21 protein-coding genes are annotated in these 20903 nt (G+C 64.4%); 14 read left to right on the top strand and 7 right to left on the bottom strand.

The window, feature by feature from the left end; translation table 11 throughout:
* Window positions 1–7: 7 nt before the first annotated feature.
* A complete protein-coding gene (locus tag C2847_RS10310) occupies window positions 8–499 on the bottom strand; it encodes an OmpH family outer membrane protein (protein ID WP_105318265.1) in 492 nt (163 codons plus the stop codon).
* Between the two features lie 98 nt (window positions 500–597).
* Between C2847_RS10310 and C2847_RS10305 the strand changes: the two genes are divergently transcribed.
* Both C2847_RS10305 and C2847_RS10300 read left to right on the top strand, forming a co-directional pair.
* Window positions 598–1032: a hypothetical protein gene (locus tag C2847_RS10305; RefSeq protein WP_105318264.1), complete on the top strand. Its 435-nt coding sequence runs from the start codon at window positions 598–600 to the stop codon at window positions 1030–1032.
* A gap of 84 nt (window positions 1033–1116) precedes the next feature.
* On the top strand, window positions 1117–1749 hold the full coding sequence (locus tag C2847_RS10300) for a CBS domain-containing protein (RefSeq protein ID WP_105318263.1): 633 nt from the start codon (window positions 1117–1119) through the stop codon (window positions 1747–1749).
* Here the strand turns inward: C2847_RS10300 and pheA are convergent.
* A complete protein-coding gene (gene pheA, locus C2847_RS10295) occupies window positions 1746–2567 on the bottom strand; it encodes a prephenate dehydratase (RefSeq protein WP_164835707.1) in 822 nt (273 codons plus the stop codon). The two genes, C2847_RS10300 and pheA, sit on opposite strands and share 4 nt — an antisense overlap.
* A 51-nt stretch (window positions 2568–2618) precedes the next feature.
* Between pheA and C2847_RS10290 the strand changes: the two genes are divergently transcribed.
* Genes C2847_RS10290 through lptC form a run of 5 tightly spaced genes read left to right on the top strand, consistent with a single transcriptional unit; the run spans window position 2619 to window position 6820 of the window.
* Window positions 2619–3368, top strand: coding sequence for a response regulator (locus tag C2847_RS10290; protein ID WP_105318261.1), 750 nt, complete (start codon window positions 2619–2621; stop codon window positions 3366–3368).
* Window positions 3369–3371: 3 nt separating this feature from the next.
* Window positions 3372–4394, top strand: a complete 1023-nt coding sequence (locus tag C2847_RS10285) for a lipid II:glycine glycyltransferase FemX (protein WP_105318260.1) — start codon at window positions 3372–3374, stop codon at window positions 4392–4394.
* Window positions 4395–4448: 54 nt separating this feature from the next.
* Window positions 4449–5000, top strand: a complete 552-nt coding sequence (locus tag C2847_RS10280; RefSeq protein ID WP_425275087.1) for a hypothetical protein — start codon at window positions 4449–4451, stop codon at window positions 4998–5000.
* Window positions 4997–5854, top strand: coding sequence for an LptA/OstA family protein (locus C2847_RS10275; RefSeq protein ID WP_105318259.1), 858 nt, complete (start codon window positions 4997–4999; stop codon window positions 5852–5854). The genes C2847_RS10280 and C2847_RS10275 overlap by 4 nt, the downstream gene beginning before the upstream one ends.
* A 60-nt stretch (window positions 5855–5914) precedes the next feature.
* Window positions 5915–6820: an LPS export ABC transporter periplasmic protein LptC gene (lptC, locus tag C2847_RS10270; protein WP_105318272.1), complete on the top strand. Its 906-nt coding sequence runs from the start codon at window positions 5915–5917 to the stop codon at window positions 6818–6820.
* On the opposite strand, the gene C2847_RS10265 is transcribed toward lptC, so the two are convergent.
* The gene (locus C2847_RS10265) at window positions 6817–8325 is read right to left on the bottom strand and encodes an ABC transporter ATP-binding protein (RefSeq protein WP_105318258.1); all 1509 of its coding nucleotides are present in this window, start codon (window positions 8323–8325) and stop codon (window positions 6817–6819) included. The genes lptC and C2847_RS10265 overlap by 4 nt on opposite strands.
* A 56-nt stretch (window positions 8326–8381) precedes the next feature.
* The gene (locus C2847_RS10260) at window positions 8382–9506 is read right to left on the bottom strand and encodes a BMP family lipoprotein (protein ID WP_105318257.1); all 1125 of its coding nucleotides are present in this window, start codon (window positions 9504–9506) and stop codon (window positions 8382–8384) included.
* Between the two features lie 60 nt (window positions 9507–9566).
* Here C2847_RS10260 and ligA point away from each other — a divergent pair, with 60 nt between their 5' ends.
* Window positions 9567–11591: an NAD-dependent DNA ligase LigA gene (ligA, locus tag C2847_RS10255; RefSeq protein WP_105318256.1), complete on the top strand. Its 2025-nt coding sequence runs from the start codon at window positions 9567–9569 to the stop codon at window positions 11589–11591.
* Here ligA and thyX read toward each other — a convergent pair.
* On the bottom strand, window positions 11588–12388 hold the full coding sequence (gene thyX, locus C2847_RS10250) for an FAD-dependent thymidylate synthase (RefSeq protein WP_105318255.1): 801 nt from the start codon (window positions 12386–12388) through the stop codon (window positions 11588–11590). The genes ligA and thyX overlap by 4 nt on opposite strands.
* Before the next feature lie 184 nt (window positions 12389–12572).
* Here thyX and trpB point away from each other — a divergent pair, with 184 nt between their 5' ends.
* Both trpB and trpA read left to right on the top strand, forming a co-directional pair.
* Window positions 12573–13790 carry a tryptophan synthase subunit beta gene (gene trpB, locus C2847_RS10245; RefSeq protein WP_105318254.1) on the top strand — a complete coding sequence of 406 codons (1218 nt, stop codon included), beginning with the start codon at window positions 12573–12575 and terminating at the stop codon, window positions 13788–13790.
* On the top strand, window positions 13787–14566 hold the full coding sequence (gene trpA / locus C2847_RS10240) for a tryptophan synthase subunit alpha (RefSeq protein WP_105318253.1): 780 nt from the start codon (window positions 13787–13789) through the stop codon (window positions 14564–14566). Before trpB ends, trpA begins: the two co-directional genes overlap by 4 nt.
* Here trpA and mqnC read toward each other — a convergent pair.
* Window positions 14563–15699, bottom strand: coding sequence for a cyclic dehypoxanthinyl futalosine synthase (gene mqnC / locus C2847_RS10235; RefSeq protein WP_105318252.1), 1137 nt, complete (start codon window positions 15697–15699; stop codon window positions 14563–14565). The two genes, trpA and mqnC, sit on opposite strands and share 4 nt — an antisense overlap.
* 51 nt (window positions 15700–15750) lie before the next feature.
* Between mqnC and C2847_RS10230 the strand changes: the two genes are divergently transcribed.
* The 4 genes from C2847_RS10230 to metG all read left to right on the top strand — a co-directional run bounded on the left by C2847_RS10230 (window position 15751) and on the right by metG (window position 19413).
* Window positions 15751–16236, top strand: a complete 486-nt coding sequence (locus tag C2847_RS10230; RefSeq protein ID WP_105318251.1) for an adenosine diphosphatase — start codon at window positions 15751–15753, stop codon at window positions 16234–16236.
* 44 nt (window positions 16237–16280) lie between these two features.
* Window positions 16281–16748 (top strand): thioredoxin-dependent thiol peroxidase, encoded by a 468-nt coding sequence (gene bcp / locus C2847_RS10225; RefSeq protein ID WP_105318250.1) that lies wholly within the window; start codon window positions 16281–16283, stop codon window positions 16746–16748.
* Window positions 16749–16750: 2 nt separating this feature from the next.
* Entirely contained in the window at window positions 16751–17434 is a 684-nt protein-coding gene (gene rpiA / locus C2847_RS10220) for a ribose-5-phosphate isomerase RpiA (protein ID WP_105318249.1), read from the top strand.
* A gap of 95 nt (window positions 17435–17529) precedes the next feature.
* Complete coding sequence (metG, locus tag C2847_RS10215) at window positions 17530–19413, top strand: methionine--tRNA ligase (RefSeq protein ID WP_105318248.1); 1884 nt, start codon at window positions 17530–17532, stop codon at window positions 19411–19413.
* Between the two features lie 118 nt (window positions 19414–19531).
* On the opposite strand, the gene C2847_RS10210 is transcribed toward metG, so the two are convergent.
* Entirely contained in the window at window positions 19532–20857 is a 1326-nt protein-coding gene (locus tag C2847_RS10210; protein WP_105318247.1) for a S41 family peptidase, read from the bottom strand.
* Between the last annotated feature and the right edge of the window lie 46 nt (window positions 20858–20903).

Genomic DNA, 20903 nt, shown 5'->3' with positions numbered 1-20903 from the left:
TAGGGGGCTACTTCTTCAGCTCCTTAATCACCGCCTGGGTGAGGTCGGTGTCCTCGTCGGCGTAGACCACCAGCCCCGACTGGGCCGCCACCTGGCGGCTCATGACCACGGCGAAGCCCTGGGCCTTGGCCACCTTGGCGATGGCCTGGTCCACCTCCTCCAGGATGGGCTTAAGCACCGGATTCTGCCGGTCCTGCCATTTCTTCACGGTGTCCTGGTAGGTCTTGAGGAGGGCCTCGTAGTCCTGGCGCTCCTTGGCCGTGGCCTGGCCCGAACGGATCTTTTGGTCCAGGGGCTTGAGTTTCTCCTCCAGGGGAGCCAACTCCTTGCGGGCCTGGGCCTGGAGGTCCTGCACCTTCTTGTAGTCGGGGTGGGCCTGCACCAGGGCATCAGCGTCCACAAAGCCCACCCGGGTGGCCACGTTCCGGTTCTGGGCCAGCATGGGGGTGAGGAGGGCGCCAAGGGCCAACAGGAGGGCTGCTAGGGGAAAGCGCTTCATAGGAGAAAGCCTAAGGCCTTAGGGTGAAGGGTGCGTGAGAGAAGCCTCTCTATCGCTTTGCCCCAGGTGGGGGTAGGATACTTTGGAGGAGGTGGGTTATGCGCAAGATCCTTTTGCTTTTGGCGCTGCTGGCTTTAGGCACAGGGGCTTTTGCCCAGCGGGCGGTTTCTTTTCGCCTTTCCTTACCTCCAGCTGGGCTAGGGCTCGGCCTCGAGGCGCCCTTGGCGCGCAACCTGGCCTTCCGCGGGTTTGCGGATCTCTTCCCCACGGGGCCCAGCTTCCTCGTGGCAGGCGAGGTGCTTTTCAAGCCCGACCTGGGCCAGCTGGACCGGGACCTCAAGGGCATACGCCCGTACTTTGGCGGGGGGCTTGCCGGCCGCTTTGCCGGCCCGGGCGAGGTGGGACTTCATCTTTCCCTAGGGGTAGAGGTTCTCCTGGATGCCCGCACGGGGATTTTCCTGGACGGGGAGTACTTTTACGCCTTTGGCGGAGGCCGGTTTGGCCGCACGGTTATAGGGGCCAACCTGCGCTAGAGGGACCTCCTTGTCCCCGCAAAAACTTTGGCGGGGACATTTTTCTTCTTGTCCCGGGGTAGACTGAAAACCGGAGGTGAAACCATGCTGGTCAGGGACTGGATGACCAAGGACCCCCTCACCGTGGCCCCGGATACCCCGGTGCTGGAAGCCATCAACCTCTTGAAAAATAAGGGCTTCCGGCGCTTACCCGTAGTAAAGGACGGGAAGCTTATAGGTCTCGTCACCGACAAGGACCTCAAGGACGCCATGCCCTCCAAGGCCACCACCCTCTCGGTGTGGGAGATGAACTACCTCCTCTCCAAGCTCACCGTGCAGGAGGTGATGGCCAAGCCCGTCATTACGGTGGAGGCCGATGAGCCTTTGGAAAAGGCGGCCCTTTTGCTGGAGGAGAAGAAGATCGGCGGTCTTCCGGTGATGGAAGGGGAGAAACTGGTGGGCATCATCACCGTGACCGATGTCCTGAGGGCCTTTATTGAGGTGTTGGGGCTTAAGATGGGTGGCCTGCGCATCACCGTGGACATCCCTGATGTGCCCGGGGCCCTGGCCCAGATGGCCCGGGCGGTCCCGCCGGCCAACATCGTGTCCATCGCCACCGCCGCCCACTTGAACGGGTACCAGCGCCTGGTCCTGAGGGTGGTGGGGGAGGATGTGGGAGGGGTCCCCGACCGGCTAAAGGTCGCTGGGGAGAGGGTGGTGGACGTACGCCCCGGTTAGGCGCTGTTGCGGTAGGCGGGATAAGAGCCCAAAACCTTGAGGAAGGCGGCCCGCCTGAGGAGGCCGAGAAGGGCCTGGGTGGGGCCTGGGTCTTCCAGGTGGCCCTCGAGGTCCAGGTAGAAGAGGTAGCTGAAGGGCTTGTCGCGCCTGGGCCGGGACTCCAGCTTGGTGAGGTTCACCCCGGCCTCGGCGAACACGGAAAGAGCCTCCAGAAGCCCCCCGGGTCGGTGGCGCACGGCGAAGACGATGCTGGTCTTGTGGGGGCCTTCCCCCTTAGGGGCTTCCTCCCGCCCAATGACGAAGAACCGGGTGTAGTTGTGGGGGTAATCCTCGATGTTTTCCGCCAGCACCTTTAGGCCGTAAAGCTCCGCGGCCCGCCGGCTGGCGATGGCCCCCACCCCGGGCTCGGGGTTCTCCGACAGGGACCGGGCTGCCCCTGCCGTGTCAAAAACCGGGATGGGCGTAAGGCGCATGCGAGCCAGGAAGCCGTCGCACTGGGCCAGGGCCTGGGGGTGGCTTTTGACCGCCTTGAGATCTTTGAGCTCGGTGCCCTCGGGAGCGAGGAGGCAGTGCTCCACCCGGTGGATGATCTCCCCCACCACGTGGAGGTCGCTTTCCAGAAGCAGGTCGTAGGTCTGGTTGATGCTGCCTGCGGTGGTGTTCTCCACGGGCACCACCCCGAGCTGTGCCTCCCCTGCTTCCACCGCCTCGAAGACCTGGTGAAAGGTGGGGAAGCCTATGGGGGTGGAGCCGGGGAAGTTCCTGAGCAGGGCCTCCTCGCTATAGGCTCCTTCCGTTCCCTGGAAGGCGATCCTCATGCCCTCCATCCTACCGCTTCCCGTAGACAAGGGAAAGGCGCCTCCCTTAGCATGGTCCTTGTGGCGCGGCTGCTGGTGGTGGACGATGACCCCCGCATCCGGCACCTGTTAGAGCTCCTTCTTTCCGGGGCCGGCCACCAGGTGGTGCTGGCGGATTCGGCGAAAGCTGCCCTAGAGCATCTGCGCAGGGAAACCCCGGATCTGATCCTCCTGGACATCATGATGCCGGATATGGATGGCCTTACCCTCCTGGGGCGCATCCGGGCGGTGCGCCGCCTGGCCAAGGTGCCGGTGATCATGTTCACCGGGGGTGGCAAGGAGCTGGAGGGACCCAGCCGGGCTTTGGGGGCGGATCTCTTCCTGGAGAAGCCCGTTTCCGGCCGCCGGCTCAAGGAGGTGGTGGAAAACCTTCTTGCTCGGGAAGGGTATGTGCTGCCCGGCGGGGAGCGGGTAAATAGCCTCGAGGAGGTGGGTAGCCGCTTGCGGCACGCCTTGCCCGAGGAGGCCCGCTTCAAGCTCCTTTGGCAAAAGACGGCAAGCCGCCGTGCCCTTCTCAAAAACCTTTTGGCCAAGGGCTGGACCGAGGCCCTTTTGCGGCGCATTCTTCCCGGTGAATACGACCTCTATGACCTCCTTGGCCACCTGGCCTTCGGCTGGCCTTTGGTGCCCTTGAGGGAGCGGGCAGCCCGGGTGCAGGACCCCCGCCTGGCTTCCCACCTGGAGGCCTATCTGGAGGAGAAGCGGCTACCCCTGGAGGGGAACGGCCACCTGGAAGAGCTGGCCCAGGCCCTGTACGCTTAGGGGGTGGCCGAACTTTTAGAGATCACGGATCCTGAGGCCTGGAACCGGATGGTTTCCAACTTCCCCATCACCAGTGCCCTGCAGTCCTGGGGCTGGGGGGAGGTGAAGCGGCTTTCCGGCTGGGTGCCCAGGCGGCTTGCGGTCTACGGAAAGGAGGGGCTTTTGGGGGCAGCCCAGGTGCTGCTGCGTCCCCTGCCTGGGGGTTTCCGCCTGGCCTACGCTCCTAGGGGCCCTGCCCTTTCCCGCCTCGAGGACCTACCTCTGGTGGCCAAGGCCCTGGCCCAGGGAGTGCGGGGTACCCACCTGGTCCTCGAGCCCGAGGCGGGATTGCCGGCGGAGGAACCCCCCCCCACCTTCCCTGGCCTCCTCCTCGAGGAATCCATCCAGCCCGCCTATTCCCTATGGCTGGACCTCACCCAAGGGGAAGAAGCCCTCCTTAAGGGGATGAAGGAGATGCACCGCCGCAATGCCCGCTTGGCCCTCAAGCGCACGGAGCTTGGCGTGGAGGGGGAGGAGGCCTTTCCCGAGTTCTTCCGCCTCTTTGAGGAGACCAACCGCCGGGCCAAGCTCCTGCAGCACGCAAAGGAGTACTACCAGGCGGTGCTCAGGGAGATGAACCAGCCCTACGGGGAGGCCTTCTTGGCCGTGGCCCGAAAGGAAGGGGAGGCCTTGGCGGCGGGGCTTTTCGTGGCCTTCGCCGGTAAGGTGGACTACCTTTATGGAGGAAGCAGCCGTGCCCACCCCGAGGTCAAGGCTCCCATGGGCATGCACCTGGCGGCCATCCGCCATGGGATCGGACGCGGCTACCGCATCTACGACCTCTGGGGCGTGCCCAAGACCCCGGAGGGCAGCCACGCGGAGGGGATATGGCGGTTCAAGGAGGGGTTTGGGGGTAGGCGCGTCCACTTTCCCGCCTACACCCTGCCCCTTTCCCCCCTCTACCGTCCCTTGAAGCTCCTCCTGCGCCTGCGCAAGACCTGGGTGAACCTGCGGGTGCGGGGGAACCCGCGGGATGTCCTGGGCTGAAAGGGCTTGCGGGTCTTGTCATCTTTCTCAAGGGGCCTTGGGTAAGGTGGGAAGGTGGTGCGGCTCCTCCTTCTCCTTCTTGTCATCCTCGGTATGGTTTTTTGGTTCCTCCAGTCCCCGCCAAGGCCCTTGCCCACGGAAGGCGTGCGCCTTAAGGGGGTGGAGTTCTACCTTTTCCCCGAGGAGGAGGCGGTGGAGTGGCGGTTCACTGGCCAGGAGATGGTGGAGGAGGGAGGAGTTTTCCGCATCCAGGGGGGGCTTAAAGGGGAACGCTATGTGGAGGACCGGCTGGACCTGCGCCTTTTCGCCCCCGAGGTGGTGGTGGAGCCAGGGGATAACCTGCGGGCTCCTTTCGCCCGGGTGGAGATCCTTAAGGGATGCTTCCGCCTCCAGCTTTCCGCCCCGGGCAGGGGGGAGGTCCTCATCCGTCAGAGGGAGGGGTTTTTCGCCCCCTGGGTGCGGATTGAAGCCCCTAACCTGAGGGGGGAGGCCCAGGGCTTTCGCTCGGATTTCGGCATGGAGCGCATAGAGGCGGAAAGCCCGCGGTTTGAGTTTCCCGCGGGTGGCACCTTTGGTCCTTGTACCGTGGAAGGAGGTAGCTCATGAGAAGGTGGGTTTGGTTGTCCCTTTTGGGTTTGGCCTTGGCCGCTTCCGGCGTCCGGGTGATTCAGGTGGAAGGGGGTCGGCTTTCGGGGGACCTGCGCTACGGCCCCTGGACCTTTGAGGGAGAGGCGAGGGGGCGGGTGAAGGACCTGGAGATCCGCTCCCCCAGGGCCACCCTCACCGCACCCAAGGGCAAGACCATGCAGGAGGCGGAAGGGGAGCGGGAGGCCCGCTTTGAGGGCGGGGTGGTGGTGCGCCGGGGCCGGGTGGAGGCCAGGGGACCGGTTTTGGTCTACCGGGAGAAGACCGGGGAGGGAGAGCTTCTGGGCCCGGCCCGCATGCGCCAGGAGCCCAAGCCGGGGGAGGATCCGGTGGAGGTGGAGGCCAGCCGCATGACCTTCCAGGTGGACACGGACACCTCCAGCAGCGAAAATGCCCTCCTTAAGAGCGGGAACCAGGAGGGGCGGGCCGCTTTTGTCTACTACGAGGAGGAGAAGGGCCTGGCGGTGTTCACCGATTCCAAGGAGGTGGTCCTCACCCGCAAGCGCAAGGACGGGGACCTGGTGATTCGGGCCAAGGAGGTGCGAAGCCTCACCGGGCCCAAAAAGCTCATCGCCACTGGGGGAGTGCGGCTCCAGGACGGGGATTTGGTCACCGTGGGGGAGAGCCTCTACTACGACGATACCACCGGGGAGGCCATCGTTTTGGGCAGGCCGGCGGTGAGCGAGAACAAGAAGGAAGGGTTCAGGCTTTCCGGGAACACGCTCCAGCACAATGTGAACCGCCACCAGGTGCGGGTTTACGGCAAGGAGTTCCGCCTGCCCGTGGGGGAGTTTAGGAAGCTTGGGGAGAAGTAAGCGGGGTTTAAGGTGCTCCTCTCCCACCCTGGCCGCCGTGCCCCAAGGTTCCTCCTTGGGGTGGCCGCTCTTTGCCTCCTCGCCTTGGCCCAGGAGGTCTTCCACCCCCAGGTGGAGCTCACCCGCAAGGAGAAGAAGGTGGTGGCCTGGGTGAGCGGGGAGGAGGGAAGCCTCTTCTACGCGGACTACGGGGACCTCCTGGTAGGGGAGCTTCAAGCCCTTTCTCCCGAGAGGGTTCAGGTGGAGAACCGAGCCTTCTTCAGGGATCTGGGAAGCGCGGTGGAGGAGGGGCTGAAAGTGGGGGAAAGGGTGGAGGTGGCCTATAACCCCGATTGGGAACAGGAGGGGCTTCCCTACCTGATGCGTTTGCGAAGGGCCGGCAAAGGGAAAGGGGAGCGCTACCTCCGCCTCGTCCTCTTTGACCCCAAGGGGGTGGAGGTGCGCCTGGGGGAGGAGGTGGAGGCCAGGGGGCCCCTGGCGGTGGTGGAGCGGGGTGGGGTGGAGGAGCTCTTCCTCTCCGGGGGAGAGGCCCGGTACCTGGAGGAGGAAGGCCGGCTGGAGCTAAGGCCGGCTCCCGGAAAGGTGGCGGTGGCCCAGGGGCAGGTGCGGGTGGAGGGGCAGAGGCTCCGCTACCAAAACGACACCGGGGAGGCCCTATTGGAGGGTCCTCTGGAAGTGCGCCGCGAAGGGGAAAAACCCCTTTCGGGCAAGGCGGGCTCCTTGCGCTATCTTCTGGATGAGGACCGGCTTTGGCTTCTCGGAGGGGTGGAGCTTAGCCAGGGCGGGCGCACCACCAAGGCCGAGCGGGCGCTTCTCAGGGAAAAGGAAGGGTACGCCTTCCTGTATGGGAAGGTGGAAAGCCGGGACGAAAGGGGTGTGGTGCGGGGGGAGCGGGTGCGCTACGCCCTAAAGAGCGGGGAAGTGGTGGTCCTGGGGGGGGTGACCGGGGAGTTCCGCGGCGACTAGGCGGGCACGCCTGCCATCAGAAGGCCCAGGCGCTCTTCCTTGGCTTCTTCCGGGGTGAGTTCCCCCACGATGCGCCCCTCGTACATAACCAGGATGCGGTCCGAGAGGCTGATCACCTCGGAAAGGTCGGCGGAAACCAGAAGCACCGCCAGGCCCTGGTCGCGGGCCTCCACCAGGCGCTGGTGGATGAACTCGATGGCCCCCACGTCCACGCCCCGGGTGGGCTGGGCGGCGATGAGGAGGCGGGGCCCCCGCAAAAGCTCCCTGCCCACCACGATCTTCTGCTGGTTCCCCCCGGAGAAGCGCCGGGCGGAGAGGTCCGTGGAGCGAGGGCGGACGTCAAAGGTTTCCACCAGGGTCCGGGCGCGCTGCTCCATGGCCTTCCCATCCAGAAAGCCCAGGAAGCCGCGGAAGGGGGGGCGGTGCTGGTCCCCAAGGATGGCGTTTTCCCGTACGGAAAAGTCCAGGACCAAACCCCGGGCAAGCCGGTCCTCGGGGATGTGGCTCACGCCCGCCCCCCGTACCTTGAGGGCTAGGTGGGGAAGAGGGTGGCCCAGGTAGCGCACCGCTCCCCGGTACTTGCGCAGACCCGCCAGGGCCTCCACCAGCTCGGTCTGGCCGTTCCCTTCCACCCCGGCGATGCCCACGATCTCCCCAGCCCGCACAAAGAAGCTCACCCCCCTTAGCCTGGGGGGCGCCTCGAGGCCCTCCACCTCCAGCACCACTTCCCCAGGCCTGGCCGGGCCTTTTTCCACCCTTAGGACCACCTCCCGGCCCACCATCATCCGGGCCAGCTCCTCTAAAGAGGTCTCGGGGGTCCTCACCGTGCCCACCACTTTCCCGTCCCGGATCACCGTGACCCGGTCGGACACGGAAAGCACCTCCTTCAGCTTGTGGCTGATGAAGATCACGGCGTTTCCCTGGGCCACGTAGGCCCTCAGGAAGCGGAAAAGCTCCTCCGCCTCCTGGGGGGTTAGAACGGCGGTGGGCTCGTCCAGGATGAGGATTTTGGCCTGCCGGTAAAGGGCCTTTAGGATCTCCACCCGCTGCTGCAAGCCCACGGGAAGGTTCTCGATGCGCTCGTCCAGGGGTACCTGGAAGCCCAGCTCCTCCATGAGGGCGGTGGCCCGCTTCCTGGCCTCGTCCAGATTGAGGTATAGAGGGCTTCCCGGCTCGAGGCCCAAAACCAGGTTTTCCAGCACGGTGAAGGGTTCCACCAGCATGAAGTGTTGGTGGACCATGCCGATGCCGTGGGCGATGGCGTCCAGGGGGCTCTTGGGCCGATAGGGCTTGCCGTCCACCCACATCTCCCCTTTGTCCGGGGGCTGCAGGCCGTAGACGATCTTCATCAAGGTGGATTTCCCCGCCCCGTTTTCCCCCACCAGGGCCAGGACCTCGCCCCAGTTCAGGTCCAGGCTGATGTGGTCGTTGGCCAGGACCAGGGGGAAGCGCTTGGTGATGTCCTTTAGGACCAGGGCCTTTGAGGTAGTTCCGCCGACCTCCACGCCCGGAGTATACAAAAAGGCCGGGAACTTCCCGGCCTTTTGCTGAGCCTGCCTTCCTAGCGTTTTTCGGGCACCTTAAGCTGGCCCTTGATGATCTGCTGCTTCAAGACCTCCAGCTTGCTGACCACCGCAGCGGGGATCAGGGCCTTGTTGTACTCGTCCAGGGCGTAGCCCACCCCGTTGTTGGCCAAGCCGAACTCCCGCACCCCGCCCTTGAAGGCCTTCTGCACCACGCTCTTGATGACCTCGTAGGTGGCCACGTCCACCCGCTTCATCATGGAGGTGAGGCCGTGGTTCAGGGTGTTCGGGTTGTTGTCGGTGTCCCCGAGGTAGTTCTGGTTGGCATCCACCCCGATGAAGAAGAGGGGCGTGGCCTTGGTGCCGTCGGTGCCGCAGGTCTTGGTGTAATCCGCGTACTTGGGTACCTTGGCGTAGGGGTCAGCCTTACGCACGAAGCGGATGGCGCCACCTTCCTTCAGGCACTTGGCCTGCTTCACGTAGTCGATGAGCCCAAGGCCCGAGCCACCGGCGGCGGCGTAGATGATGTCCGCTCCCTGGCGCACCTGGCTGGCGGCGATCTCCTTGGCCTTGGCGGGGTCGTTCCAGGCGGCGGGGGTGTTGCCCACGTACCCCACCAGGACCTTGCCCTGGATCTTGTCCTCCTTGAAGGCGTACTCCGCCCCGGCCCGGAAGCCCGCCTCAAACTTGTGGATGAGGGGGATGTCCATGCCGCCGATGAAGCCCACCACCCCGGTGCGGCTCATCTTGCCGGCGATGTAGCCCACCAGGAAGCTCCCCTCGTGCTCCCGGAAGACCAGGCCCACGGCGTTTAAAAGCTTGCCTTCCCCGGGGACGGCGTCGATCACCGCAAAGTTCACCTTGGGGAACTCCTTGGCGGTGGCGGTGATGGCGGGTTCGTTGGCGAAGCCCACCCCGATCACCAGGTCAAAGCCCTCCTCGGCGAAGGTGCGGATGCCCTGGCCCACCTGGGAGGGGTCGGCGGGCTCGAAGTCGAAGAGCTTAACCCCGAAGTCCTTGGCCGCCTTTTGCGCCCCTTCCCAAGCGGACTGGTTGAAGGAGCGGTCAAACTTGCCGCCCGCATCAAAGGCGATTCCCACGCGCACCTGGGCCAGGCTCAAACCTAGGGCCAATACCGCCAAAAGGGCCACAATACGTTTCATCTGCCACCTCCTATGGCATTTCGCCGTAGGGCATTATACCGGGTTGGGTAAACTCAAGGCATGACCCTGGAGGAGGCTCGCAGGCGGATCAACGAGCTCCGGGACCTCATCCGTTACCACAACTACCGTTACTACGTCCTGGATGCCCCGGAGATCTCCGATGCCGAATACGACCGGCTTTTGAGGGAGCTTAAGGAGCTGGAGGAACGCTTTCCCGAACTCAAAAGCCCGGACTCCCCCACGGAACAGGTGGGGGCTAAGCCCCTTGAGGCTACCTTCCGTCCCATCCGCCACCCAAGCCGCATGTACTCCCTGGATAACGCCTTCACCCTGGAGGAGGTCAGGGCTTTTGAGGAGCGGATCGAGCGGGCCTTGGGGAGGAAGGGGCCCTTCGTGTACACGGTGGAGCACAAGGTGGACGGGCTTTCCGTGAACCTCTACTACGAGGAGGGGGTCCTGGTCTGGGGGGCCACCCGGGGGGACGGGGAAACGGGGGAGGAGGTGACCCAGAACCTCCTCACCATCCCCACCATTCCCCGAAGGCTTAAAGGGGTACCGGAGCGCCTCGAGGTCCGGGGGGAGGTGTACATGCCCATAGAGGCTTTCCTCCGCCTCAACGAGGAGCTGGAGGAAAAGGGAGAGAAGATCTTCAAAAACCCCAGGAACGCTGCCGCCGGCTCCCTCAGGCAGAAGGACCCCCGGATTACCGCAAGGAGGGGCCTCAGGGCCACCTTCTACGCCCTGGGCCTCGGCCTGGAGGAAAGCGGGCTCAAGACCCAGCTGGACCTCCTTCGCTGGCTTAGGGAGAAGGGGTTTCCCGTGGAGCACGGCTTCGCCCGGGCAGAAGGGGCAGAGGGGGTGGAAAGGATCTACCAGGGCTGGCTGAAGGAGCGGCGAAGCCTTCCCTTTGAGGCGGATGGGGTGGTGGTGAAGCTGGATGAGCTTTCCCTCTGGCGGGAACTGGGCTACACCGCAAGGGCTCCGCGCTTTGCCATTGCCTACAAGTTCCCCGCGGAGGAGAAGGAAACCCGCCTTTTGGAGGTGGTCTTCCAGGTGGGGCGCACGGGCAGGGTGACCCCGGTGGGTATCCTGGAGCCCGTCTTCATTGAGGGGAGCGAGGTGAGCCGGGTTACCCTGCACAACGAAAGCTACATCGAGGAGCTGGACGTGCGCATCGGGGACTGGGTTTTGGTGCACAAGGCGGGGGGGGTGATCCCCGAGGTCCAGAGGGTCCTGAAGGAGAAGAGGACCGGGGAGGAGAGGCCCATTCGCTGGCCGGAAACCTGCCCCGAGTGCGGCCACCGCCTGGTTAAGGAGGGAAAGGTGCACCGCTGCCCCAATCCCTTGTGCCCGGCCAAGCGCTTTGAGGCCATCCGCCACTACGCCTCCCGCAAGGCCATGGACATCGGGGGCCTCGGGGAGAAGCTCATTGAGAAGCTCCTGGAAAAGGGCTTGGTGAAGGATGTGGCCGACCTTTACCGGCTTAAGGAGGAGGACCTGGTGGGCCTCGAGCGCATGGGGAAGAAGAGCGCGGGGAACCTTCTTCGCCAGATTGAGGAGAGCCGGAGCCGGGGCCTGGAGCGGCTCCTCTATGCCCTGGGATTGCCGGGGGTAGGGGAGGTTCTGGCCCGCAACCTGGCGGCCCACTTCGGCACCATGGACCGCCTCCTCGAGGCCACCCTGGAGGAACTCCTCCAGGTGGAGGAGGTGGGGGAGCTCACCGCCCGGGGAATTTACGAAACCCTGCAGGACCCTGCCTTTCGGGACCTGGTGAGGCGCCTTAAGGAGGCTGGGGTGGAGATGGAGGCCAAGGAACGGGGGGAGGAGGCTTTAAAGGGCCTTACCTTCGTCATCACGGGGGAGCTTTCCCGCCCGCGGGAGGAGGTGAAGGCCCTCTTGAGGCGCCTGGGGGCCAAGGTGACGGATTCCGTGAGCCGCAAGACCAGCTACCTGGTGGTGGGGGAGGCCCCGGGGAGCAAGCTGGAGAAGGCCCGGGCCCTGGGGGTGCCCACGCTGACGGAGGAGGAACTTTACAGGCTCATAGAGGAGCGCACGGGGAAGCGCCAGGAAACCTTCGCTTCCTAGAGTTGGTGGCCGGGTGGGAAGATCTTTTCCAGGGCCTCCTGGAGCCTGGAGCCGGACAAGCCAAGCCCTTTGAGGGCCTTTTCGTAAAGCTCCGGGGTGAGAAGCCCCTGGAGGGCCTTAAGCTCCGTACGGGAGAGATGGGCTCCCATTAATACGTGCTCCTCAAAGCTTTGCCAGGCCAGGGGCACATGGGCCTTGACGATCTCGGCGATGGCCTTGGCGTACAGCCTTATCTCCCACTGGGCATGGGGATCCAGGCGCAGGGCCAGGAAGTGGAAAAGATTGTGGAGGTCCTGCTTCCAATAGAACTCGGTGTAGAGGTTTAGGGGCAGGACCATGCGGGCCATCTCCCGGGCGATCCCCTTTTCCAGAAGGGTTTGGTAGGCCTGGTAGGCTTCTCGCTCCACCCCTTTGAGGAGAAGGGAGGCTTCCTCATCGGAAAACTCCCCTTCGGAGCCTTGCTTGTTCCGCCGGGCTTGTTTCCGCCATACTTCCGGTTCGTAAAACTCCTCCTTGAGAACGGAGTAGCGGCCGGAGATCTCGTTCACGCTGGCGGTGCGGTGGCGAAACCACTGGCGCACCACGAAAATAGGGGCCTTCACGTGGAACTTGAACTCCACCATCTCAAAGGGGCTGGTGTGGCGGTGGCGCATGAGGTAGTCGATAAGGGCGGCATCCTCCCGCACCGTCTTGGTGCCGGGTCCGTAGGATACCCTGGCCGCCTGGACGATGGAGGCGTCATCCCCCATCGCCTCCACCAGGCGCACGAACCCCTTGTCAAGGACCGCAATCTCCATGCCCTTGAGTCTACTTGCTCTTTGGCCCAAAGGGGTCTACCCTAAGCTCATGCGGGTCCGCACCCCCTTTGCCTACAAGTGGCGGCACGGGCGCTACAGGCCCTCTTGACCTTGGCTCTAAGGGCTTGCGGCGTGTAGGATGGATAGGCTTTGCGGCGCTAGGGCGCCCATTTCTGGAGTACGTATGTTGAGGTTGCCAGACTTTCCCCTGCCTGACCCTCGAGGACGCTTCGGTCCTTACGGAGGAAGGTACGTTCCCGAAACCTTGATCCCGGCCCTGGAGGAGGTGGAGGCCGCCTACAGGGAGGCCAAGAAGGACCCGGCATTCTTGGCGGAGCTTGAGTACTACCTCAAGACCTTTGCCGGCCGGCCCACTCCCCTGTACCATGCCAGGAGGCTTTCCGAGTACTGGGGCGGGGCCCAGGTGTACCTGAAGCGGGAGGACCTCTTGCACACGGGGGCCCACAAGATCAACAACACCCTGGGCCAGGCTCTTCTGGCCCGGCGCATGGGCAAAAAGCGGGTTATCGCCGAAACCGGAGCCGGGCAGCACGGGGTTTCCGTGGCCACGGTGGCCGCTCTCTTTGGCCTGGAATGCGTGGTTTACATGGGGGAGGAGGATGTAAGGCGGCAGGCCCTGAATGTCTTCCGCATGAAGCTTCTGGGGGCGGAGGTGCGGCCGGTGGCCGCGGGAAGCCGCACCCTTAAGGACGCCACCAACGAGGCCATCCGCGACTGGCTCACCCACGTGCGCACCACCTTCTACATCCTGGGCTCGGTGGTGGGCCCCCACCCCTACCCCATGATGGTTCGGGAGTTCCAGAGCGTGATCGGGGAGGAGGTGAAGGGGCAAAGCCTTGAGCTTTTCGGCCGTTATCCCGATGCCCTTATCGCCGCCGTGGGCGGGGGGTCCAACGCCATCGGTCTCTTCGCCCCCTTCGCCTACCTTCCCGAAAAGGAGCGTCCCCGGCTCATCGGGGTGGAGGCCGCTGGGGAAGGGCTTTCCACCGGCAGGCACGCCGCCAGCATTGGGGCGGGGAAGCGGGGGGTGTTGCATGGGAGCTACATGTACCTCCTCTACGACCACGACGGCCAGATCACCCCGGCCCACTCGGTTTCCGCCGGGCTGGATTACCCAGGGGTGGGGCCGGAGCACAGCTACTACGCCGACCAGGGCATCGCCGAGTACGCGGGGGTGACGGATGAGGAGGCCCTCGAGGGCTTCAAGCTCCTCGCCCGCCTCGAGGGGATCATCCCCGCCTTGGAGTCCGCCCATGCCATCGCCCACGCCGCCAAGGTGGTCCCGGAGATGGACAAGGACCAGATCGTGGTCATCAACCTCTCGGGCCGGGGAGATAAGGACGTGACCGAGGTGATGCGCCTTCTGGGAGGGGAGCTATGACCACGCTGGAAGCCTTCGCTCGGGCCAAGGCCGAGGGCCGGGCCGCCTTAATCCCCTACCTCACCGCGGGCTTCCCCAGCCGGGAAGGGTTTTTGCAGGCGGTGAAGGAGGTGTTGCCCTACGCGGATCTTTTGGAGATCGGCCTCCCCTACTCCGATCCCCTGGGGGACGGCCCGGTGATCCAGCGGGCCAGCGAGGAGGCCTTGAGGAAGGGGATGAGCGTCCAGGGCGTTTTGGAGCTCTTCCGGGAGGTGCGGGCCCTCACCGAAAAGCCCCTTTTCCTCATGACCTACCTGAACCCCGTGCTGGCCTGGGGACCGGAGCGGTTCTTCAGCCTTTTCAAGCAGGCGGGGGCCACGGGTCTCATCCTACCCGACCTTCCTCCCGATGAGGATCCCTCCCTGGTGCGCCTGGCGCAGGAGATCGGCCTGGAAACGGTATTTCTCCTGGCCCCCACCTCCACGGATAGGCGGGTGGAAACCGTGGTGGGCTACGCCACCGGGTTCATCTATGCGGTTTCCGTCACCGGGGTCACCGGGGAGCGGGAGCGCCTGCCCGACGAGGTGCGGGACCTGGTGCGGCGGATCAAGGCCAGAACCTCCTTGCCCGTGGCCGTGGGCTTTGGGGTTTCGGGACGGGAAACCGCGGCCCAGGCGGCGGTGGCCGACGGGGTGGTGGTGGGAAGCGCCTTGGTGCGGGCCCTCGAGGGGGGCCGGCCCCTGGCCCCTCTCCTCGAGGAGATCCGTCAAGGGCTTATGCAAAAGGAGCCCGCTTAGGCCAGGGGAAGCTCGGCTTCCTCTCCCAGGATGGCCTTGGGGTCCGGATACCGCAGGATGCGGTAAAGGGGATCTCGCTCTGCGGGCTTGAAGCCCGCGTCCACGATGTGGCGCACGATCTGGCGCACCGTGGCGTGGGTGCGCCCGTGCCCCCCTGCCGCCGAGACCACGTTTTCCTCCAGCATGGTGCTACCGAAGTCGTCGGCTCCGTAGTAAAGGGCCGTCTGGGCCACCTTGAACCCTAAGGTGGGCCAGGAAGCCTGGAAGTGGGCAAAGTTGTCCAGGGCAAGCCGGGCGATGGCCAAGGTTTTCAGGTACTCGTGGGCGGTGGCCCCGGGAGCCTTGCCCTTCAGGCGGGTGTGCTCCACTTGCAGGGTCCAAAGGGCGAAGGCGGAAAAGCCATTCCGGTACTGCTTCAGGGCTTTGTCTTGCTGGGCCCTAAGGCCCAGGAGGTGGAGGGTGCGTTCCTTCGGGCCTTCTCCGAAGCCGATCACCATGCTGGCCAGGGTGTAAAGCCCCAGGGCCTGGGCAGCGTCCACGATGCGGTACCAGTCAGCGGTTTTGATGCGGGCAGGGGCAGCCTTGTGCCGCACCTCGTCCACCAGGATCTCCGCCCCGGCCCCCGGCATCCCATCTAGGCCAGCCTCCATAAGTTTTTCCAAGATCTTCTCCGCCTTAAGCCCGGTGAGCCGTTCCAGTCCCAGGATCTCCTCGGGGCTGAAGGCATCGATGCGCAGGTCGGGGAAGCGGTTCTTGAGGTAGCGCAGGAGGTCCAGGTACCACTCCAAGGGCAGGTCCGGATTAACGCCTCCTTGCATGAGGATGCGCCTTCCCCCCACCTGGTAGAGTTCCTCCACCTTCCTGGCGATCTCCTCGTAGGTGAGGGTGTAAGCGTCCTCTTGCCGCCGGGTGCGGTAAAAGGCGCAGAAGGCGCAGGCCACAGTGCAGATGTTGGTGTAGTTGATGTTGCGGTCGATGAGGAAGGTGACCACCTCCGGATTGGTTTTCTGAAGGCGCACCTCGTGGGCGGCGGCGGCCAGCTCGGGAAGGGGTAGGTCAAAGAGGGCCATAACCTCCGCTTCGGAAAGCCTTTCTCCCGCCACGGCTTTTTCCAGTACATCCATGGGCCTCATGCTACACCCTTCTGGCTTCGCCGGTTGGAGGCTGGGCCATAAAATGTAGGCATGGAACTCAAGATAATCCCCATCGAGAAGCCGGAAAACCTGAACGTCATCCTGGGCCAGGCCCACTTCATCAAGACGGTGGAGGACTTGCACGAGGCTTTGGTGACCGCCGTGCCGGGCATCAAGTTCGGCCTGGCTTTCTCCGAGGCCAGCGGCAAGCGCCTGGTGCGGCGCTCGGGCACCGATCCCGAGCTTACCGAACTTGCGGTCAGGAACCTCCTCAACCTGGCGGCAGGGCACAGCTTCCTCATTATTTTAGGGGAGGGGTTTTACCCCATCAACGTGCTCCATGCGGTGAAGGCCTGTCCTGAGGTGGTGCGCATTTTTGCTGCCACTGCCAATCCCCTAAAGGTGGTGGTGGCGGAGGAGGGGGAAGGGCGAGCCATCCTGGGGGTCATGGATGGCTTTAAGCCCCTGGGGGTGGAGGACGACGCCGAGGTGGCCTGGCGTAAGGACCTTCTCCGCCGTTTTGGCTACAAACTTTAGCGCCCCCTTATCCGCGCTCCGGGGGCTTGGGGTAAGATGCCCTCATGGAGCCTGGAACTGCTGCGCCCGACTTTGCCCTGCCGGACCAGGAGGGGAGGATTCACCGGCTTTCCGATTACCGGGGGAAGTGGGTGGTTCTCTACTTCTACCCCAAGGATGACACCCCCGGTTGCACCAAGGAGGCCTGCGGCTTCCGCGACCGCATGGGGGATCTGCAGGAGCTGGGTGCCGTGGTGCTTGGGGTGTCGGCGGACGATGTCCAAAGCCATAAGCGCTTCGCTGAGAAGTACGCTTTGAATTTTCCCCTTCTTGCCGATCCCGAGCGGGGGGTCATCCTGGCCTACGGGGCTTGGGGGAAGAAGAACCTTTACGGCAAGGAGTACGAGGGGGTCTTGCGCCAGACCTTCCTGATCGATCCCGAGGGCCGGATTGCCAAAGTCTGGCGCAAGGTATCCCCGGAGGACCACGCCGAGGAGGTGGCGGAAGCCCTGCGGGCCCTGAGGGGGTCTTGAGGATGGAAAGGCCTTTGGAAAGCTACAAGAAAGAGGCTGCCCATGCGGCGGTGGCCTTTGTGCAGGATGGCATGGTGGTGGGCTTGGGCACGGGGTCCACGGCCAGGTATGCCGTCTTGGAGCTGGCCCGGCGCCTCCGGGAAGGGGAGCTTAGAGGGGTTAAAGGGGTTCCCACCTCGGAGGCCACCAAGGACCTGGCCCTGAAGGAGGGGATTCCCTTGGTGGATCTTCCTCCAGAGGGGGTGGACCTGGCCATTGACGGGGCTGACGAGATCGCCCCGGACCTCTCCCTTATCAAGGGCCTTGGCGGGGCTCTTTTGCGGGAGAAGATCGTGGAGAGCAACGCCAAGGAGTTCATCGTCATCGCCGACCACACCAAGAAGGTGTCGGTATTGGGCCGAGGGGTGGTGCCGGTGGAGATCGTGCCCTTTGGCCACCTGGCTACCCTAAGGGCCATCCGCGCCCTTGGGGGGGAGCCGGAGCTGAGGATGAACGGGGATGAGGTTTATTTCACCGACGGGGGCCACCTCATCGCCGATGTGCGCTTTGGCCCCATTGGGGATCCTTTGGGCCTCCACAAGGCTCTTTTGGAGATCCCCGGGGTGGTGGAAACGGGGATCTTCGTGGGGCTCGCCACCCGGGCCCTGGTGGCGGGGCCCATGGGGGTGGAGGAGATCCTCCCCTGAGGTGTAGAATCGGACCCATGAAGGGCATGCCCCATTCTTAGGGCGGGAGAGCCTTCCCGCCCGGGGCGCATGCCCCGGTTTTTCTTGGAGGAGGGATGGAAAAGGTTTTTTACATCACCACCCCCATCTACTACGTGAACGCGGAACCCCACCTGGGCCACGCCTACACCACGGTGGTGGCGGACTTCCTGGCCCGCTGGCATCGGTTGGACGGGTACCGGACCTTTTTCCTGACCGGTACGGATGAGCACGGGGAGACCGTTTACCGGGCAGCCCAGAGGGCGGGGGAGGAACCAAAGGCCTTTGTGGACCGGGTATCCCAGCGCTTTCGCAAGGCCTGGGAGCTTTTGGGCATCGCCTACGACGATTTCATCCGCACCACCGAGGAGCGGCACAAGCGGGTGGTGCAAAGGGTGTTGCAAAGGGTCTACGAGGCTGGGGACATCTACTACGGAGAGTACGAGGGGCTTTACTGCGTAAGCTGCGAGCGCTTTTACACGGAGAAGGAGCTTCAAGGGGACCTCTGCCCCATTCACGGCCGACCCGTGGAGAGGAGGCGGGAGGGGAACTACTTCTTCCGCATGGAGAAGTACCGGGAGTGGCTCATAGATTACCTCCAGACCCACCCGGATCTCATCCGTCCTGAAGGGTACAGGAACGAGGTGCTCTCCATGCTCTCCGAACCCATCGGGGATCTTTCCATCTCCCGGCCCAAGGCCCGGGTTCCCTGGGGGATCCCCTTGCCCTGGGATGAAGCCCACGTGACCTACGTCTGGTTTGACGCCCTCCTCAACTACGTGTCCGCCCTAGGCTACCCCGACGATCCTCGCTACGCCACCTTCTGGCCGCAGGCTTGGCACCTGATCGGCAAGGACATCCTGAAGCCCCACGCGGTCTTCTGGCCCACCATGCTGAAGGCGGCAGGGATTCCCATGTACCGGCACCTGAACGTGGGAGGGTTTCTGCTGGGGCCGGATGGGCGGAAGATGAGCAAGACTCTGGGAAACGTGGTGGATCCCTTTGCCCTCACGGAGAAGTACGGCCGGGATGCGGTGCGGTACTACCTCTTGCGGGAGATTCCCTATGGCCAGGATACGCCCGTGAGCGAGGAGGCCCTGAGAGCCAGGTACGAGGCGGATTTGGCCGATGACCTGGGCAACCTTCTCCAGCGTACCCGGGCCATGCTCTTCCGCTTCGCCGAAGGACGCATTCCCGAGCCGGTTCCCGGGGAGGAGCTGGAGGAGGGGACGCGGCTTGCGGGGCGTTTAAGGGGGCTGGTGCGGGACCTCCGCTTCCACGTGGCCCTCGAGGAGACCATGGCCTATGTGAAGGCCCTGAACCGCTACATTAACGAAAAGCGCCCCTGGGAGCTATTCAAGGAGGATCCGGAGGCGGCTAGGGGAGTGCTTTACCGGGTGGTGGAGGGCCTGCGGATCGCCTCCATCCTCCTTACCCCGGCCATGCCGGACAAGATGGCCGAGCTGCGCCGGGCTTTGGGCTTGGGGGAGGAGGTGCGCCTCGAGGAGGCGGAGCGCTGGGGCCTGGCGGAACCCCTTCCCCTTCCCCAGGAGGCGGGGGTTCTCTTTCCCAAGGAGGCTCCCAGGGAGGAGGCCAGGGGCTCCGAGGAGGGCAAAAGGGAGGATAGCGCAGAGGATCGCTCCATCAGCATAGAGGACTTTGCCAAGGTGGAGCTGAGGGTGGCGGAGGTGGTGGCGGCGGAGAAGCACCCCAACGCCGACAGGCTTCTGGTGCTTAGGCTTTCCCTGGGGAAGGAGGAGCGCACCGTGGTTTCCGGCATCGCCCGCTGGTACCGCCCCGAGGAGCTCGTGGGGAAGAAGGTGGTGCTGGTGGCCAACCTGAAACCCGCCAGGCTCCGGGGCGTGGAGAGCCAGGGAATGATCCTGGCGGCTTCGGAAGGGGATAAGCTCACCCTGGTCACCGTGGAGGGGGAGATCCCCCCGGGGGCGGTGGTGAAATAGCCCTCGGCGCAAGAGGGGTGTAAGGGAAGGAACCACCTGAGCTCCCGCCATGAGGAAGCCAGGGTGGGGTGGTTTAAAGGGGCCGGAGAAACCCGGCCCCTTTAGCCTTCCTCCCAGGCTAACGGGTGGCGTTAAGCTCCTGCAAAGCCCGCTTGAGGATGGCGTCTTGCTCCAGGTCCAAGACCGCCTGGCCCCGGTCCTCGGGAAGAGGCCGCTGGCGCTGGGGTTCGGCGTAGGTGAACTTGCCCTCGGCGTCGGCCTTCACCTTCACGGTCTTGCCGTTTAGGGTTACGCTGACCTCGGCCCCCGGCGGTGCCCCGGCTCCTTCCAGGGAGAAAGGGGTGGGGAAGCGGGTGTCCTTAACCTCAATGTCGGGCTTAAGGCCCTCCTTGTTGATGGCCCGGCGCTTGGGGGTGAGCCACTCGAAGGTGACCAGGGTGAGCTCACCCCCGTTGGCCAGGGTGTAGGGGGTCTGGCCCACACCCTTGCCGAAGGTCTTCTCCCCGATGACCTTGGCCCGGCCGTGGTCCTGCAGGGCCCCGGCCACGATTTCGCTGGCGGAGGCCGAGTTCCCGTTCACCAGGACCACCATGGGGCCATCCCATAAAGGCTTCCCCGAGGCCTCGCACCAGACCCGGGTGAGGTTTTTGGTACGGGTGTAGACGATGGGTCCTTCCTTCAAGAAAGCGCTGGCCACGGCGCAACCCTGGTCCAGGAGGCCCCCTCCGTTGTCCCTAAGGTCAAAGATGAGCTTCTTTATGCCCTGGGCCTTGAGCTCGTCTATGGCCCGCTTCAGCTGGTCCTCCACCTTGAAGTTGGCGAAGGTTTCCAGGGCAATGTAGCCCACGTCCCCGATCCTGCCCGTGGAAACCGAGATGATCTCCACCTTTTCCCGGATGAGCTCAAAGACTAGGGGGGCGGGGGTGCCTTCCCGACGAACCTTGATGGTGACCTTGGTGCCCTCGCGGCCGCGGATTCTGGCCACCACTTCCTGGAGAGGCAGGCCGGTCACATCCTCCCCGTCCACCTCCAGGATCACATCCCCGGCCCGCATCCCGGCCCGTTGGGCGGGAAGGCCCTTCATCACCCCTTCGATCTTGGCCCCCGTGCCGTCAGGGTTGGTGGGGGAAAGGGTGGCCCCGATGCCGAAGAACTCTCCCCTGAGGTCCTCCTGCCGGAGGCTTGCCCGCTGGGGTGGGGAGTAGTTGGTGAAGGGGTCCTTCAAGGCGGAAACCATCCCCCCGATGGCCCCTTCCAGGAGGGCGTTGAGTTTCTCCCGGGGCAGGGGTTCCAGGTAGTCCTGCTGGATCCTCTGGTAGACCTCGAGGAGGGCTTGGCCGTTGGGGTTTTGCAGGAGGTTTTCCGCCTGCGGCCGAGGAAGCTGGGCGTATACTAGGGCCAGGACCACCCCGAGCCCTGCGATAAGCCATGCGCGTTTTTTCATCTCTTCCCTCACCTAGCTTCCACTATAGCGCCTTTCCATGAGAAGA

It is taken from the genome of Thermus tenuipuniceus (assembly GCF_002964845.1).
Lineage (GTDB): Bacteria > Deinococcota > Deinococci > Deinococcales > Thermaceae > Thermus > Thermus tenuipuniceus.
The sequence above is the reverse complement of the archived record's forward strand: the minus strand, read 5'-3'. Positions and strand labels throughout refer to the sequence as shown.

Excerpts from the sequence above, each read along its gene's own strand:
- C2847_RS10310 (WP_105318265.1), bottom strand. The coding sequence starts at position 499 with ATGAAGCGCTTTCCCCTAGCAGCCCTCCTGTTGGCCCTTGGCGCCCTC.
- C2847_RS10305 (WP_105318264.1), top strand. The coding sequence starts at position 598 with ATGCGCAAGATCCTTTTGCTTTTGGCGCTGCTGGCTTTAGGCACAGGG.
- C2847_RS10300 (WP_105318263.1), top strand. The coding sequence starts at position 1,117 with ATGCTGGTCAGGGACTGGATGACCAAGGACCCCCTCACCGTGGCCCCG.
- pheA (WP_164835707.1), bottom strand. The coding sequence starts at position 2,567 with ATGAGGATCGCCTTCCAGGGAACGGAAGGAGCCTATAGCGAGGAGGCC.
- C2847_RS10290 (WP_105318261.1), top strand. The coding sequence starts at position 2,619 with ATGGTCCTTGTGGCGCGGCTGCTGGTGGTGGACGATGACCCCCGCATC.
- C2847_RS10275 (WP_105318259.1), top strand. The coding sequence starts at position 4,997 with ATGAGAAGGTGGGTTTGGTTGTCCCTTTTGGGTTTGGCCTTGGCCGCT.
- C2847_RS10260 (WP_105318257.1), bottom strand. The coding sequence starts at position 9,506 with ATGAAACGTATTGTGGCCCTTTTGGCGGTATTGGCCCTAGGTTTGAGC.
- ligA (WP_105318256.1), top strand. The coding sequence starts at position 9,567 with ATGACCCTGGAGGAGGCTCGCAGGCGGATCAACGAGCTCCGGGACCTC.
- thyX (WP_105318255.1), bottom strand. The coding sequence starts at position 12,388 with ATGGAGATTGCGGTCCTTGACAAGGGGTTCGTGCGCCTGGTGGAGGCG.
- trpB (WP_105318254.1), top strand. The coding sequence starts at position 12,573 with ATGTTGAGGTTGCCAGACTTTCCCCTGCCTGACCCTCGAGGACGCTTC.
- trpA (WP_105318253.1), top strand. The coding sequence starts at position 13,787 with ATGACCACGCTGGAAGCCTTCGCTCGGGCCAAGGCCGAGGGCCGGGCC.
- mqnC (WP_105318252.1), bottom strand. The coding sequence starts at position 15,699 with ATGAGGCCCATGGATGTACTGGAAAAAGCCGTGGCGGGAGAAAGGCTT.
- C2847_RS10230 (WP_105318251.1), top strand. The coding sequence starts at position 15,751 with ATGGAACTCAAGATAATCCCCATCGAGAAGCCGGAAAACCTGAACGTC.
- bcp (WP_105318250.1), top strand. The coding sequence starts at position 16,281 with ATGGAGCCTGGAACTGCTGCGCCCGACTTTGCCCTGCCGGACCAGGAG.
- rpiA (WP_105318249.1), top strand. The coding sequence starts at position 16,751 with ATGGAAAGGCCTTTGGAAAGCTACAAGAAAGAGGCTGCCCATGCGGCG.
- metG (WP_105318248.1), top strand. The coding sequence starts at position 17,530 with ATGGAAAAGGTTTTTTACATCACCACCCCCATCTACTACGTGAACGCG.
- C2847_RS10210 (WP_105318247.1), bottom strand. The coding sequence starts at position 20,857 with ATGAAAAAACGCGCATGGCTTATCGCAGGGCTCGGGGTGGTCCTGGCC.